Origin of the sequence: Mucilaginibacter yixingensis, from assembly GCF_041080815.1 — a bacterium.
GTDB classification, from domain to species: Bacteria; Bacteroidota; Bacteroidia; order Sphingobacteriales; family Sphingobacteriaceae; genus Mucilaginibacter; species Mucilaginibacter yixingensis.
The window spans coordinates 3,369,365-3,385,928 of sequence record NZ_CP160205.1; the positions used below are offsets into that span (position 1 = coordinate 3,369,365).

A 16,564-nucleotide genomic window follows, 5' to 3' on the forward strand; every position below is an offset into this window, starting at 1 on the left:
AAGAATATGAAAGCCTTAGTTTTAGAAAACTTTAACACCCCATACCAATTAAAGGAAGTAGCCAAACCCGTAGCCAGCAAAGGCCATGTACTGGTAAAAATTGAAGCCAGCAGCGTGAATCCGCTTGATCTGAAAATAAAATCAGGCCAGGCAGCACATGCCAAAGCTATACTGCCTGGCATTATGGGTATTGATATGGCCGGCACCGTAGAAGCCGTTGGCGAAGGCGTAACCGCTTTTAAACCCGGCGATGCCGTATATGGCATGACAGGCGGCATAGCCGGCGTACAAGGATCATTAGCACAATATGCCGCTGTCGACGCCGATCTGCTGGCACTGAAACCTGCCAACATCAGCATGCGCGAGGCTGCCGCCATTCCGCTGGTGTTTATTACCGCATGGGAAGGTTTGGTAGACCGTGCCAGCGTAGCGCCGGGGAAAACCGTGCTGGTACACGGCGGAGCAGGCGGCGTGGGCCATATTGCCGTACAAATTGCCCGGGCATTGGGTGCGGAAGTTTTTGCTACGGTAGATGCGGCGCAAAACGGTTTAATCGAATCATACGGTGCTACCCCTATCAACTACAAAACCCTGTCTGTAGAAGAATATGTGGAGCAATACTCCAGCGGCGAAGGCTTTGATATTGTTTTTGATACCGTTGGCGGCGCAACACTTGATAACTCTTTTAAAGCAGCCAAACAATACACAGGTCATGTCATCAGCATTTTAGGCTGGGGACAGCACAGTTTGGCACCACTATCATTTAGAGGCGCAACCTACTCTGGGGTGTTTACCCTGTATCCGCTTATTTCTGGCAAGGGCCGCAAACAGCACGGTAATATTATGCGCCAGGCCACTCGTTTAATTGAAAGCGACCAGCTAAAACCAATCTTAGACGCTGAAAACTATACGCTCGATACCGTAGAGGATGCCTACGAGGCTATAACTCAAGGTAAAACCAAAGGCAAAGTGGTGATTACCGTTGAGTAAGATCAAACAAAAAGGGAGGTCGATAAATCGGCCTCCCTTTGCTCCTATCACTTTGTTTGTTTATTTCCATTTGAATGGTAGATACCAATTGGCTTTGTTAGCCAATCGTGCACGAACAGCACCGGCATCCTGGCTGCCGCTGGCATCAAACTTGGCGCCTATTTTATTAGCCAGATAATTAGGATCAGTAGCTTGACGGCGCAAGGCAATGCGCAACAAGTCGGCCCAACGGTATCCTTCAAAAGCATTTTCCAGGCCCTCCTCATCAATCAGCTTGTTCTCGGTATCCTCAACCAGGTTGGTTTGATCAATGGTTACATTCTGGTTAACCGCCCGGCCGCGGATGCCGATACTGCGGTACCACATGCCATTATTTGGTGCGCCGTTGTACTTAAAATCATAAGGATATACTTCTACACTGCCATCCGCAGCCAGGGTTGTAGAACCACCCAGTTTGGTAAGCCCATCATTTAGCACAGCCGCAGCAATTTTGCTATGTGCGTCTCTGTTTGCAGCTTCGGCGTAGCGCAGGTGCAATTCTGAGGCACGGTACAAAATCCACACGCCGGTAACCTCATACGGGCTTGACGGGTTGTATTTGGCAGTAAACTTCAATACCTCGGCATCGGCACCCTGCATGCGGTAAGAAGCATTGAGGCCCCTTCTGTCGGTCAGGCCTCCATCACTGCGCACCTGGTTGTTCCAGTTGTTAATAGCCAGAGCCGACGGCTTTGCCAGGTAGTTTCTTGAATACGAAAACAAATCTACCAGCGGGTTCTTGTTGCCAAAGTTCTTATCCAGCGGCAATGTCCACATGCGCTCGCGGTTGGTTTGTGCCTCGGCCAAATCATTTGAGAAAATGTTTTGCCACGGGTTGGTAGTACCAATGGTCATTAGCGTTGAAGCACCGCTGTTATCATTTGTTATCCGGTAGGTATCATACTGATCAATCTGATAATCCGTCGAAGTCACCAGCTTGGTGCCGGTTTCCATTACATCTTTGTAATACTCAGCTGCCTTGTGGTAATTGCCTTTCCATAGTTGCAAATCGCCCAGCAAACTTCTGCGGTGGATAAAGAACTTGAATATACCATCCTTAATTACGTAGTTATTGGTAGCCATAATCAACGTTGGACTATTGGCCGACGTGTTTTGATCCAGAAACGGTGCCGGGATAGTGCTGGTATAAGCAATCAGACGATCCAGCAATTCATTAAAACTGATCTTAGCAAACTTAGATTCATCTTTCAGCTGATTGATGTCGTCAATCGGCTCGGTTACATAAGGGACGTTACCATAGTGGATACCCAGTTGCAGGTAAAGCCAGCTACGCAGTAAGCCCAGATCTGCCGCGCGCTGCCAGTATTGATTATAGTCCAGCAGTTTTTGATCATACATTCTCGACATGTTTTTCAACGCGTCATTGCAGTTGGCAATCACCTCGTAGAATGGTCGTGGGTCGGCATACGGGTTATCATCCGTCACCGCATGCGTGCTGAGCTGACGCAGGTAATTGTTTGATTTTACGGTAACATCCAGCAAATCGGCCCGCATTTCATTCAGCATGATATAGCGATCGCTCAGGTTAGAGAATTTACCGTAGATGCCCAGCATGGCGGCATCGGCATCGTAAACGGTTTTAAAGGTCTGGCTTTGCTGCAAAACGTTCTCAGGCGTATTGTCGAACATTTTTTTGCAACCGCCCAGGGTACTGATAACGAAAGCACCGACGGCTATTTTAGACAACAAGCTTAGCCGGCTTTTATTTGTATTTTTATATAACTTCATGTTTTGCAATAATTTATAAACCAACCCTAACTCCAAACAGCAACGATCTGAACTGTGGCTCCAAACCGGTATCAACTCCCCTTGCAAACGGACTTGGGGATGCGCTGAATTCAGGATCATAACCCAGGTATTTGGTAAACGTGAACACGTTATTAGCTATGCCATAAACCGTAAGCGAACGCAAAAAGGTGTTCTTTACCGGCACATCATAGCTAAGCGATACGGTGCGAAGGCGCAGATACGAGCCATCTTCTATCCAGCGGTCTGAAAAACGACTGTTGGCAGCAGGATCACCCCAAACGGCCCTTGGCATATTGGTAACCTGTCCGGCTGATTGCCAGCGGTTAGCAACGGCTGGTGTTTGGTTCTGAAAACCGCTCATTGACTCTAGTTCCTGCCTCACCCCATTGTAAATGCTATTGCCCTTGCTGAAGGCAAACAACGCCTCGAGCGAGATACGTTTAACCGTTAAACGCGAGTTGAAAGCACCCGTAAAATCAGGATTAGGATTACCGATCACAGTCCGGTCGCGCTCATCAACTACCTTGTCGCCGTTTCTGTCTACAAAGCGCACATCGCCGCCTTTGAACGGCACTAACGCGCCGCCGCTTACTTTATTTAACAGGCCCGACGCCGTAGCCTCGGCATCCGATGTATACACGCCATTGGTTTGGTAACCATAAAATGCATTGGCAGAACCGCCTTTGGTGGTGAGGAAGGTAGCACCGGCATAATCGGTAACAATATCTCCTGATGGCAGGGCCGTCATTTTGGTTTTGTAGCGACTGATGTTGAAGCCTGCATCCCACTTAATTTTTCTGGTGTTGATGATGCGTGCGTTGATAGCAAACTCGGCACCACGGTTAGTCATCGAACCAGAGTTAGAAAGCGCTGTGCTAAAGCCGGTAGAGGTATAAACCGGTTCATAGATCAGCATTTTAGAGATGTTATTCTGATACACATCAAAGCTGAATGACAGGCGATCTTTCAGTACCGATACGTCAAGACCGGCGTTGAGCTTGGTGTTATCTTCCCACTGCAAAGCAGAGTTACCAATGTTGCCCAGCACCAAGCCTTGGCGGCTCAGCAGGCTTTGCGTTACGTAATACTTGCGGGCCGAGTAATTGCCAATATCATCATTACCCACACGGCCAGCGCTCAGTCTCAGCTTCAGCGTTTCAATAAAGCCGTTCTGGGCCATAAAAGGCTCGGAAGAAATGAGCCAGGCCGCAGCTACCGATGGCATAACCGCAAACTTATTACCGTTGATGCTGAGGGTTGAAGGGATATCTTTTCCAAAGCGCGATGAACCATCTACCGCCAGATTAAGCGACAGGAAGTACTTATCATACGCCTTATAATCAACATTGGCATAGGTGTTCAGCCAGTTCCATTGGCCCAGATCGCCGCCTACAACACGCAGTAGGGCGTTACTGCCGCCAAGGGTTACAAACTTGTCACTGGCGGTGTTATAGCCTTGCCCGTAATCAGACTCGGTTTTGTTGTTGTTATAACGGAAGCCAACATTTGCAGAGAACTGGTGCGATGGGTTAACCGCGTAGTTGAATGATAAACGGGTATCATTATAAACCCCAAACAAACGCTGCACATCTGCCGCCGTACGGTTCAACGCTACCGCTGATGGCAGGTTGAGTGGAACGATGCCCTCCTGTGGGATAAAAGTGTTCTCTCTTACTTTATCAAAGTTTACCCCCAGTAAGGTTTGCAGCGTCCACTTTTTGTTAAACTCATAAACAAATGAGATAGACCCCGTAAAGCGATAGTTCCTGTTCAGTTCCTGAATTTTGGTAGCAGCGGCATAAGGGTTACTGATAGAAAAAATATCCGCATCGGCCACGTTAGGTGATGCTACGCCGGCGTCAGAAATTTCAAAAGGCGACAGGAACGGCGCTTTTACCTGCGCCAGGTACAGCGGGTTGGTGTCAAAGCTCAATCCCTGGTCGCGCAGTTGCTGCTCGCTCCTGGTAAAGGCCAGGTTAGCTTGCGCTTTTAGTTTTTGTGATAGGTTTAAGTTGGCGTTGAAACGTGTTTCATAACGTTTAAGCAAAGTGTTAGCGGTTAGGCCATCGTTGTTCAGGTAGCCTAATGACAGGGCGTAGGTAGCAATATTATCACCACCGGTAACCTTCAGATAATAGTTCTGAACATAGCCGTTTTGCATAACCTTATCCTGCCAGTCGGTATTCTGGTGGTAACGGTAATAATCAGGATTGCTGGTATTATCATTCATGTAAGGCTGCGCCTGGATAGACTGTGTGGTGTAAGCCGGATTAGTGCGCAACAATTCAGAAAGATAGCTTCTGTAAGTGCCGGCATTCATCACTGGAATCTCAGACACCTTGTTGTTAAAACCGCCGTAGGCCGCAAAATCAAAACGGGTAGCCACATCTTTTGCGCGGCCGGTAGTGATCAGAATAACACCGTTGGCGCCGCGGGTGCCGTACATAGAGGCACCATCTTTAATTACGGTGATGTTGTCAATATCTTTCAGATCAATATTTGCAAAATGGTTGGTAACGTGCCCGCCAATTAATGAGCTGCCGTACTGACTAACGTCATAGATCATTCCGTCAACTACAATCAACGGCTGCGAGGTGGCGTACAACGAGTTGTATCCCCTTAAAAGCAAATCGGCACCAATACCGGGCGTACCTGAACGGCGTGTAGCATTTAAGCCCGCCACGCGGCCCTGTAAATAAGCGTCGGGTGTCTCCGGCGCTTTGTTCCACGAGCCATTGGTTTGAATAGTGGTTACGGCCTGCGTGGTCTGCAAAAGCGGTTTGTTGGAATAACTGGTAGTGGCCACGTCTGAAAGCGATTGAAGGCTTTCATCATACAGCTCCACTTTCAGCGTTTCACGGCTTTTTAACGCTACCTGGCGTGCATGATAACCCTGACCGGAAAAATTCAGGATCACCCGTTTGTTGGGTACCGATAGTTTGAAATGACCGGTACTGTCTGTTAGCGCTGCAGAGAAACCAACCGCGCTAACGCTGATACCGGGAAGCGCCTTGCCGGTGGCAGCTTCGGTTACCACACCGTTTATTTTCAGGCCCGGCTGCGGCTTTTCCTGCGCAACCGACGTGATGGATATGAGGTTAAAAAATATGCCTGGCAACAGAAAAACCTTCACCAGTTTTTTAGAAATGTACATAGAGTTCAGGGATTAATGCGTTAGTTAACAGGCACAAGTTTGATATAATCGAGCGTTAAGGCAGTTGGCGCCGTACTTGAAGCGCCGGTGTTTGCCACCAGGAATGCATAAAGCGTTCCGTACTTATCTGGCGTGTACTCGCCTAGCACCACCTCGTTGTAGGCCGTTGGGTTAACCAAACCTGTTGTTGGATTGATTAACGGCGCTATCGCCTTGTATCCGGTACTGACCAATTGAGGATTCGCTGCCTTAGGGTAAGTCTGATTATTACCAAAATCTACCTTCATAGACACGTTTGAGGTATATATATCATTGATGGCCCGCCAGATCACTTTGTATTTAGTAGAATAAGCGGTGGTTTTATACCGCAGATGATACATCGGATCGGCTGTTGAGGTGATGCCGCTGGCCAGGATATCGGTAAAAAGTGCACCGGTATTGTCGCGCTTAATTTTACGCACCACAGCAGACGGTGTGCGGATAGAATCCGGATTTTCACCCTCTATCACGATAGTCGGGATTTTGTTTTCCAGCATCTGGTAATCCAGCTTATTAATCACGTAGGCAATACCGTTGCTCAGCTTGCGTGTTTCAACAATAGCATTGGCAGCCACCTGGAGCTTCACCCCGGCTAGTGACGTTACGCCCGCAGCCAGTTGATCCGGTGTTTTGATGCCCGAGATGGTGAGATCTTTTAGTACACTCCACTGAATTAAACTATCGGCTTTGTTTGCGTCATCCAGCTTAAAATAGTTTTTCAGCTTGCTCTTCTCCTGATCAAAGGCGGCGTCATTCAACACCAGGTAAGTGCACACGCTGTCCTCGCGGGACAAGTCGGCCACACGCTGATAGTAATAATTACGCTGAACCGGGAAGGTGGTGCCCGCCTGATAAACTGCCCTGCCGGTAACCGGGTCGGTATACATCTTTACCCCTTTTGAGGTGTCAATCTCGGTATGCTCCAGTTTTGACAGGAAGGTAAATTGCTTGCTCAGTCCTGAGGCATAGATTTTCAGGAACTCTGCCGCGTTAGGTTTTGGCAAAATGGCTTTATCAACAACATGCAGCACGCCGTTACCAACCTGACGATCGGCCGAGGTGATGCTGGCTTCTTCAAAAGTGGTGGTGCTGAAAACAATCTGTTTGCCATTTAAGGTTTTAATTTTTAGACCCTGCCCCACTGTTGTGCTGAAATAAACCTGCGGAGCAATGCAGTTGCCTATAAACGCTTTCAGCTTGGCAGTATCAGTTGGAACCGAGGCGTCCAGCGATTGCAGCGCGATATTATCAGGCGCCCAAACGGTGTATGTTTTACTGGATGCCAGCACTTTATCATAACCGGTTTGCGCCAAATACCCGGCAAACTTGCTTAGTTCTGGCTTCTCTTTAATGGCGTCCAGCAGATTTTTACCCAGCTCCTGGCTATTTAATTGGTTGTGGTCGTCCCATGGTTTTTTACAGGCCGTTACAGCCAGTAAACCAATCAGGAGCAAACGAACAATATGCTTGTAGTATGAATTGATCATTTTTTAATAGAATAATAGTACCCTGCGCAGCTATTGCCACGCAGGGTGACAAGGATTATGGTCTTGGAATTGGAGTGCCGTCTGGTTTGAATTTTGGATATTGCTGATCCATGTTAACAGGGATAAACTGCAGCATATCAATGTTATTGGTATTCTGCGAGCCGTTAACTGCCTGCAACCTGAGCCAGTACCTACCTGTTTGCGGGATATCTACAATACCCAGCAAGCGGGCCGATTGCGTGCCTGACGTTGTTTCCATATAGATCTTCCATCCAATAGCCTCTTCTACATCTGGTGCAGAACCCGGACGTTTTACGGTGAAACTCAATAACCTTGAGTTAGATAGCGGCACCGGCGTTTCACCAGCTTCACTGCTAATAAAAGCCTGCGCCTCGCTAACACCGCTTGATGCCGCCTGTACATAGTAGCCACACCAAAGCTTGTATCTGCCTCGCACTAACAGTGGCGTATGAAACTCCACCCAAACCGGACGACTGGTGGTACCAATAGGCGTTTGCAAAACATCACGGTTGTAAGAAGCAGACGAAGAACCTTGTGCTGAGCCATACAGATATTGCAATGAGCCTTCACTCGGTAAACTACTGAAGCGAATGCTGTTGGCCAGGCCCGGGATCTCTGCCCTGCTGAAGGGATAATTGGTTTTCTTATATACCGAGGTCATCTTCCTTATTTCTGGCACATCGCATACGTCCCAATATACCGGGTAAGGGTAACGTACTTTAATACCAAAGTGTGCCGATGCCTCGTGCAGTACGCCGTTGCTGGCGGTCTGATCGCTCTTGTCGCGCACCAGGCTGAAACCAATCTCATGGACGTTGTTAAAAATATCATCGTTCATCAGCACGGTTTGGCCGTCTAACTTTGACGTGAGTACCTCTAATGGCGCAAGGGTGGTATGCGCAGTGCTGACAATGATATCTGCCTGATATTTTGCATCATACAGTATGTGATACTTCATAAACAGGTTCAAGCTATCAGTAGCCAACGTTGGGTTGCCCGTGTTTGAGTATTTAGCTTTTAGCGCTGCGAAATCTGCAAAACCTGCAGTTTTTAACGATGCATTTGTCTCGGCTATAAAAGTGAGCCATCGCTTTGTAGTATCCGGGTTGTTGGCCGGCAAATAGTTCAAGGCATCATATAAACCTGTTGCCTTCAGTGCCTGAGTGAAAATAGAATAATCGGGGTTAGACTCTACCAACTGGGCCAGGGTTTGAGTTGCTGGTTTCAACGGATGATTGATAACGTGGATAATGCCATTTCCTACCGAAATATTGGCCTGAATAATATCAGCCTGGCGGTTTACCCGCAACACCGTTACGCCGTTCGTATTGACCGCGCTGGTAACCAGATACTGGCCATACATGGTTAAGTTTGGCAGCTTGCCATCGGTAAACCTTGAAGTCGGGATAGAATCTTCCAGCAGATGGAAGCGGATAAAATCTTTCCAATCCGCAGCCGGCACATCTTCTACTTTGGTTTTGCCTTTCTCTTGCAGGTACTCTTTAATGGCATCATTGGTTGGTGCAAAAAAGGTATAAGAGCCGTAGGCATTTAAAAACGAGGCTGTTTCTGACAGCTTTAAAACTTTGGATAGCTCAGAGAAAGTCTCGGGCCGGGTTTTAAAGTAGTTAGTCATGTTCACAGCATCTGTTGTGCTTTCAACAAGCGTGGTTTTTCTGCATGCTGTTAAGGCGGCCATACAAACCAGTATGATTGCTATCCAGCGAATCCTGATGTTAGAAATTTTTTCCATAATCGGTTTATTTGGATGGTTAGTTGTAAAATGAGTTTTGTACCAGAGACTTGTTTGTTTGCAGCTCGTAATAGTAGATAGGCAGGTAATGGCTGCGGTGATCTTTGTACTTGTTAATTACCGTCTGTTGTTTGCTTGGCGGGGCGCTGGCCGACACAATGTCAAGCAGCATTTTCTCGTTGGCGTAGTTGTTTCTTTTGGCATTGCGCAGAATATCAAACCAGCGCTTACCTTCAAAAGCCAGCTCGCGGCCGCGCTCGTCAAATACAAAAGCGGCTACTTTATCGCTCAGTGAAGGATCTGGTTGTTCAATTACTTTATCCATCACCACATTAAGCGCGCTACGATTAGTTCTCAACTGATTTACTATGGCAACGGCTTCGGTGCCGTTGGCCACGTTGCCGGGCTGTAACCAGGCCAGGGCTTCGGCTTTCATCAGCAAAACATCGGCATAGCGGTAAACAAACCAGTGTGTGTCTGACGTGGTGTTGGTTTTACCCAGGTACTTCAGAATTGAGCCGGTGGCCTCAGACATAGAGGTACCGTTACCCCTGATATCTTTGGTATTGTTAACCAGATCTATACCGTACAATCCGCCTTGTACCACCCAATCCCGCGCCATAAACTCGGAGTTGAACATGTTGTAGAACGGATTCTGTTTCTGAGCATCAAACTGAAACTCAAAGATTCCTTCGACCGAGTTGCCGTTAAAGAAAACATTGCGGTACCAGTCGTCCTGGTAAGTTCCGGCCGGGAAAATGAAGTATTTGTTTGATTGGATGACCTTGTTGCAGGCGGCTATACAGTTGGCATAATCGTCCATCCACAGGTAGGCGTCTGCCAGTGCAGCGTAGGCTGTATATTGATTAACGCGACCTTTATCTTCGGCTATCGTTTGATATACCGGCAGCGCGTTTTCTGCTGCATATTTCAAATCACTGATCACCTGGGCATAAACTTGCGCCTCGGTAGATTTGGCCAACGCCGTAATATCTTTATCAGTAGCGGTTGGATCCAGTTTAAGTGGCACTTCTTTAAACACACGCAGCAGGTAGAAATACATCAACCCACGCAGGCCTCGTACTTCGGCCAGGTAGGCGTTCAATTGCTGTTGGGTGAGCGTTTTATCGGTTTGCAATACATCCGGTGCAAATTTGATGACGGTGTTGCAATAGTTAATGGTTTTGTAAACCGCTTCCCAATTGGTGAAAGTGTTGGTGGCAGCAATGTCTGAACGAATCATGCTCAGTTCATCGCGCAGCTGAACGCCCAGTGCCGCCTCCCCTTCTTCGGTATCAGGCTCAAAGCGCGCGGCAACCATATCGCCACGCAATTCGCCCCAAATAAAGAGGTATTTAGACAGCGGGATGGTAGAACCGGCCAGCAACGAGCCATAACAGCCCATCACGGCAGCATCCAACTGTTCTTTGGTTTGCCAGTAATCTTGTTTAATTAAACCATCCTGCGGGCGTACATCCAGCCACTTTTTGCAAGACGATGAGCACATAGCCGCCACAAACATGGGCAGCAACAGCAGGTATCGATATTTTCTAAAATTTTTCATCTCAAATGCTTTTTTAAAATCCGGCGGTAACACCAAGGGTAAATGTGCGCGACAGCGGGGTGAGCGCATTATCTTTAGGATAAGAGAATGGGTTGCTGCTTCCGGCAGTGTTCACGTCCGGATTCTGGCCGGTATATTTTGTCCAGGTAAACAGGTTCTGGCCGGTCAGGTTAAACCTTAGCGAGCTTAGTCTTAAGCGTTTTACCACCGAGTTTTTCAGCGAGTAGCTGATATTTACGGCACTCAATCTGTAGAAAGAAGCATCCTCTACGTAGCGGTCAGACCCGAGCCAATTGTACCCCTCGTTGTACAGCGCTCTTGGCATGTTGGTAATATCACCGGGTTTGCGCCAGCGTGATAGTACCGCTGCACTCTGGTTATCCCAGTTATACATACGGGTGGTGTTCATACGTGCCAGGTTTACAATCTGATAACCTAAACGATAACTGAAGAATACAGATAGCTTGATGCCGCCTTTATAAGAGATAGTCGGGCCAAAACCGCCTACAAACTTTGGTACGCCGTTGCCCAGGTACACCATATCCATATAGTCTATGTTACCGTCTTTGTTAACGTCTTCATACATGGCATCACCCGGCTGGAAAACATAATCAACCTGCGGGTAGTTGTAGCGCATATAAATGGTTTGTCCGTTTGGACCGATGATGGGTTTACCATCCTGATCGCGGGCAACTGTGGCCGCTTTATCTTTATAAACTCCTTTAAACTTAAACCCGTAGTATGACCCAAACGGGTTACCTAAAATGAGGTATGATTTGTAGTTACCCTGCGCCGGCACCCCTACCGAGCTTTCGCGCGGGTAGAAATCTGATATGGAACGCATGCTGTTGGTGTTGCGGGCAATGTTAAAATCAAAATTTACGGTCCAATCTTTGGTTTTCAATGGCACGGTGTAAAGGCTCAGTTCCCAGCCGTCGTTATCCATGGTACCCACGTTCATATCTATCTTATTGAAGCCTGTTACGGTAGAGATGTTCAGGCCTGGATAGTACATATCCTTGGTAGTATTTTGATAAATCTCGGCATCCAGCGTAATGCGGTTCTTTAACAGCACCAGGTTAAAACCCAGGTTTTTGCCCACCACGGTTTCCCATTTCAGGCTGGATAGCTCCATGTTGGTTGGTACAATGGCAGCACGACCAGCATACGACCAATCTAACGGCTTATACGTGTTGAAATAGCTACCGCCCGGCGCCTTACCGCTGGCACCATAGCTAAAGCGCACGCTGAGCTCATCAATAAACTTGGTTGTCTTTTTCATGAACGGCTCACCAGAAACACGCCATCTGCCGGAAATACCGGGAAAGATGCCATAGCGATTATCCGGACCGAATTTGGAGTTGCCATCCATACGGGCGTTCAGGCTGATGATATAGCGGTCCAGGTATTCATATTGTGCCTGCGCCAGCAAACCAATATCTCTGGACAGACCCTGGGTTGATTGCAGGTTCAAACCATCAATATTCACCAGCGACGGCACAGATGGGTCTTGCAGGTAACTTGACGCAGTATTGGTAGAGGTAACGCCATAAGATGCAGAGCGGCTTTCGTTAGTCTGGAATGACATCAATGCACTCAGCTGGTGTTTGTCTGAGTTAAATCGCGGCGTATAGATCAGGTTAAACTTTGAGGCGATGTTGTATGAGTCGCCATCATTGTCGGTAGCGCGGTTAACGTTTACATCGGTACTCGGGCGACCGGTAGCAATCTGCGGTAAAAAGGTTTTTGATTTGGTGTTGTTGATATCAAACTGCACGTCGAAGGTACTTTGCAGCACGTTTGGAATAACATCATAAATCACCGAGAACTTAGGGGTAATGCGCTCGCCGTACAGCTTGCTGCTCCCCTCATTGGCCATGGCCAGCGGGTTGTAGGTTGATGAGTACTTACCCTGGATGTTAGACTCAGGCGAGAAATAAGCCGACGTGAGCGTGCCATACTCGTCATACAAATAAGGCGACATATTTGGCATCTTACGGAAGGCAATATCGCGGATACCGCTGCTGTAGTTCAGGTTATTAACTACGTGCGTGTAGGTTAAGTCGGTTCTGAACCGCAGTTTTTCAGACACGATATAATCCAGGTTGATTTTTGAGGTTAAACGATTTAACGCCGTACCTACGGTGGTACCCAGGTTGTTATAGTAGCCCACAGATGCATAATAGCGAGCTTTCTCGCCACCACCACTGATAGACATGTTATGATCCTGAATGGTGCCGTTGCGGGTAACTAAACCGGCCCAATCGGTATTGTTGCTGTAGTTGTAATAATAGAAAGGATCAGACGGATCATACTGGAAAGCCTTGTTCTGGCCACTGTTGCCCAAAAAGTCTAACGGCACGCCGGTGGCATTCATAAACTCTTCCGGGATCAGCATGGAGTATTGATCGCCGCTCAGCAGGGGGATCGGGTTGGGCTGCACTGATACAGAACCTTTAAAGTTATAGGTAATGACCGGCTTGCCAATGGTACCACGCTTGGTATTGATAATCAACACGCCGTTGGCAGCCCTTGAACCCCACAATGCGGTAGTGGCGGCATCTTTCAGTACGGTGATATCTTTAATATCAGACGGAGCGATGTTCAGTAACTGGGCATAACCCTGATCATCAGCGGTACCGAAGTTAAAATCGGCCGGGATCTCGGTTTCATAAGGCATACCGTCCAGCACAATCATGGGGTTAGCATTACCGGTGATAGATGAAGTACCGCGGATACGGATAGACATCCCCGCACCAGGATCACCTGAGGTGGTACCAAAATCCACACCTGAAAGACGGCCCTGCAGCGCTTGATCTATAGACGACACGGCCAGATCTTCTACATCCTTAGCGTTTAGGGTGGCCGTTGCCGCGGTAGAGTTACGTTTAGAAATATTGAGGCCACCGGTGCTCACCGTTTTGCTGGCCGTAATATTTACCTCGCCCAAACTGCTGGCACTTGGCTCAAGCACCACGTTGATGGTAGTTTGCTTGCCAATGGGGCCCGATGTAAAAGTTTTGTAGCCAATACTGGATACAACCAGTTTATTATTGGTGTTTGAAATACGGATAGCAAAGTTACCGTTGATATCTGTTGATACGCCGGTAACGGTTCGTTTGTCTTTATCTTGCTCAATTACAGTGGCGCCTATCACCGCCTGCTTGTCTGATTTATCAGTAATCCGTCCTTGCACAATAGTTTGTGCGGCGGCAGATCTCAGCAACAGAAAAGAACATAGAACTAAGAAAATACTGGTATAAAATGGTGTTTTCATGTCTGCGTGGACCTGTTATTTATTGTAGTTCAAATAGCTGTTAATGGAGTGAATGAGCGTACGGTTTGAAAGCTGGTTGCTCACAGCCACGCTTACAGTTGCCTGGCGGCCTTTATTGTCTGTTATCCTCATTTGGCCCACATCGTTCAGCACGTTTACCAGGGTGTTGTCACCCGCCTCTGTTTGCAGAAGGGTAATAAAGCTGTCAGACTTTTTGCCGTCGGCAGCAACGGTTGTTCCGTTGATAATGTGGTACAGGATAAACTTCCTTAACAGGTCTTTATCAGACTCGCTGGTTGGAGCAGCGGTTGGCAGTGCACCGGTTGCTTTGGTACCAGGCAGCAAACCATCTTTAATTGCCTGTGTAATGGCAGCGTTATCAGGGCACAGGATGGTGTAGTTATTATCTGCGCCCGCGTTTACACCGTTAATAGCCTTGGTAGTTTTGTTATAAAGGTTTGAGTTTGATACAAACCAAAAAAATGAGCTATAGCTTGATGGGTATTTAGTGGCCAGCTTTTCCAGGTGCTCACCTACGTTTTTCTCGGTGTAAGCAAGCAGGCCGCTCAGGAAAAAAGCCGAGCCATTGTAGGCTGTGGTTGGTCCTTTAACCACATCCAGGTCAACGCCACTATCAACGGTACCGCTGGTTTGGATCTTGCCGTTTTTATACTTGATGTATTCACCATTAAGGGCTTCTACTATGCCCTCGCCAGAAAGGCTCACTAAATCGCCGGGTAAAACGCCTGTTTTAATATAGCGCAGGATGATATCGCGGTTAATGCTGCTGTGCGAGTAAGAGCTGGATGTTGGTGCTTTATACCCCCAGGCAGTGGTTGAACTGGTGATGCTGGCTTCGTTATATCGCCAGCCGGCGGCAGTAAGCACATCATCAGGAGTAATTAGCAGCGTAAACTTAACGGTAGGCTGGGTAATCATAGGCTTTATACCGGTAACCGACTCGTTATAAGCCAACAGCGTAATACCATAATGCGGATCAAGGTATGGGATGCTATAAACAGTACGGAACACGTTAGCCTCGTGCATTTTATCCAACCCGTAGAAAAAGCCGTTGCTCAAGATCTTGCGATCTACCACATTAGTTAGTGGTATGGTAGGTAATTCAGCCTGAACGTTTTCGCTCGAGGTAAACTTTGACGGCCAGATGCTCTCGGGCATCATGCAGGAGTTGATCAGATCATAAACCAGCGATGACGGCGCTGTTTTGAAAAATGAACCGCCGTAGTTAGCCAGCAGCTTTTTGCGGTAGGCCTGCAAAACGGCGTTGTTAGGCACCATCATGGTATAGCCAGTGCGCTGCGACTCGGTATTGATGAAGCTGGAGGTAAACGGTACCTGGTAATTCTCGTTATTAGGCGAGAAAGCCAGCTGCCCGTTGTATGATTTGATATAAACCGAGTCTGTAGAGCCAGTCAGTACAAAGTTACGGTGGGTAAGATCTACGTTAGATACATAGACACTCACAGAGTCAAGCAGTTTTCTAAAATCGCTGTATTGCGAGGTTGACGACATGTACTGATCAAAGCTGGGCAGCGGTAAGATCACCTCGTCAATCTCGTGAATAAAGCCGTTCTCGGCAGCAATATCCGGCGTTACTACAGATGCGCCGGCTACGTTAAATGCGGTATATTTTCCCTCCGGATAGAAAAACGAATAATCGGTTGGAGAAAGACTGTTTTTGGCAAAGTACCCTCCGGTAAAATAAGGGATGTACTTGTTGTTGTTATCGCCGTTTACATACTTAAAATCATTTAGTATGGCGGTTGAAAGCGAGCTGGCCTTTTTAGTACCACTGTTACGGTTGGTGGCAACTATCTTTTTGTAAGGCGCGGGCCCCTCTTTTACCCAATCATAGTAAGCGGTTTTACGCTTAAATGCCATGTTGGCCCCCACCTCATCGCCGCCTGCGGTTTGGTAAGTTGATAACTGGTCTGAGCGGTAAGCATTATAAACCAACCCGAACTTAACGATAGAGCGCGCCAGTGAGTCGTTGATGTCCTTAATGTCGGCAATGTTGTTTTTGGTCATGAATTTGGCAAAGGCAGCATCATTGGGTGCAAAAAATGTCCAGTACCCGGCCTTGCTCAGGATGTCTTTGTACCCAGCCTTGTCAATACACACCAAAAGCCTGGTAAAATTGTTACGGGCTTGTAGTTGCTGGTAAATGGGAGGTTCAAGTGTACTGGGCCGCTCATAGAAAGAATCGAAGTCCTTTTTTTGGCAACCCGTCAGAATCAGGCACAATAAAAATGCACCGCGGAAGCTGGTAAAAAATTTAATCATAACGGGGTTTGTAAATGAACCGCACCGCGGGTACACGTGCTCAAACGGATATAGAAAATCCGTCCTTACCTTTTTAGGATCGGCAATACAAGATCAGGCCGGCTAAAGCCAGCTATACTTGCAATCGATTGTCAGAAAGTAAAATTGTGTACTAGCGGTTAGGCAA

8 protein-coding genes are annotated in these 16,564 nt (G+C 47.6%); 1 reads left to right on the forward strand and 7 read right to left on the reverse strand.

The annotated features are described in order from the left end of the window. The first annotated feature begins 6 nt into the window (after positions 1-6). Positions 7-990 carry a zinc-dependent alcohol dehydrogenase family protein gene (locus ABZR88_RS13525; protein ID WP_107826824.1) on the forward strand — a complete coding sequence of 328 codons (984 nt, stop codon included), beginning with the start codon at positions 7-9 and terminating at the stop codon, positions 988-990. A gap of 60 nt (positions 991-1,050) precedes the next feature. Here the strand turns inward: ABZR88_RS13525 and ABZR88_RS13530 are convergent, their stop codons facing one another. From ABZR88_RS13530 to ABZR88_RS13560, 7 genes are read right to left on the reverse strand one after another with little or no spacing between them, the layout of a single operon-like run. Further along, positions 1,051-2,778, reverse strand: a complete 1,728-nt coding sequence (locus tag ABZR88_RS13530; protein ID WP_170113524.1) for a RagB/SusD family nutrient uptake outer membrane protein — start codon at positions 2,776-2,778, stop codon at positions 1,051-1,053. 13 nt (positions 2,779-2,791) lie between these two features. Beyond that, on the reverse strand, positions 2,792-5,953 hold the full coding sequence (locus ABZR88_RS13535; protein WP_107826822.1) for a SusC/RagA family TonB-linked outer membrane protein: 3,162 nt from the start codon (positions 5,951-5,953) through the stop codon (positions 2,792-2,794). 20 nt (positions 5,954-5,973) lie between these two features. Further along, complete coding sequence (locus ABZR88_RS13540) at positions 5,974-7,479, reverse strand: fasciclin domain-containing protein (protein ID WP_107826821.1); 1,506 nt, start codon at positions 7,477-7,479, stop codon at positions 5,974-5,976. Positions 7,480-7,534: 55 nt separating this feature from the next. Beyond that, positions 7,535-9,253, reverse strand: coding sequence for a fasciclin domain-containing protein (locus tag ABZR88_RS13545; RefSeq protein WP_107826820.1), 1,719 nt, complete (start codon positions 9,251-9,253; stop codon positions 7,535-7,537). Between the two features lie 19 nt (positions 9,254-9,272). Beyond that, positions 9,273-10,817: a RagB/SusD family nutrient uptake outer membrane protein gene (locus ABZR88_RS13550; RefSeq protein ID WP_107827117.1), complete on the reverse strand. Its 1,545-nt coding sequence runs from the start codon at positions 10,815-10,817 to the stop codon at positions 9,273-9,275. A 13-nt stretch (positions 10,818-10,830) separates the two neighbouring features. Then, a complete protein-coding gene (locus tag ABZR88_RS13555) occupies positions 10,831-14,094 on the reverse strand; it encodes a SusC/RagA family TonB-linked outer membrane protein (RefSeq protein ID WP_107826819.1) in 3,264 nt (1,087 codons plus the stop codon). Positions 14,095-14,109: 15 nt separating this feature from the next. Continuing rightward, positions 14,110-16,398, reverse strand: coding sequence for a fasciclin domain-containing protein (locus tag ABZR88_RS13560; RefSeq protein ID WP_107826818.1), 2,289 nt, complete (start codon positions 16,396-16,398; stop codon positions 14,110-14,112). Positions 16,399-16,564: the final 166 nt, after the last annotated feature.

Bases quoted from the DNA above. Each gene is read 5' to 3' on its own strand.
- ABZR88_RS13525 (WP_107826824.1), top strand. From the start codon at position 7: ATGAAAGCCTTAGTTTTAGAAAACTTTAACACCCCATACCAATTAAAG.
- ABZR88_RS13530 (WP_170113524.1), bottom strand. From the start codon at position 2,778: ATGAAGTTATATAAAAATACAAATAAAAGCCGGCTAAGCTTGTTGTCT.
- ABZR88_RS13535 (WP_107826822.1), bottom strand. From the start codon at position 5,953: ATGTACATTTCTAAAAAACTGGTGAAGGTTTTTCTGTTGCCAGGCATA.
- ABZR88_RS13540 (WP_107826821.1), bottom strand. From the start codon at position 7,479: ATGATCAATTCATACTACAAGCATATTGTTCGTTTGCTCCTGATTGGT.
- ABZR88_RS13545 (WP_107826820.1), bottom strand. From the start codon at position 9,253: ATGGAAAAAATTTCTAACATCAGGATTCGCTGGATAGCAATCATACTG.
- ABZR88_RS13550 (WP_107827117.1), bottom strand. From the start codon at position 10,817: ATGAAAAATTTTAGAAAATATCGATACCTGCTGTTGCTGCCCATGTTT.
- ABZR88_RS13555 (WP_107826819.1), bottom strand. From the start codon at position 14,094: ATGAAAACACCATTTTATACCAGTATTTTCTTAGTTCTATGTTCTTTT.
- ABZR88_RS13560 (WP_107826818.1), bottom strand. From the start codon at position 16,398: ATGATTAAATTTTTTACCAGCTTCCGCGGTGCATTTTTATTGTGCCTG.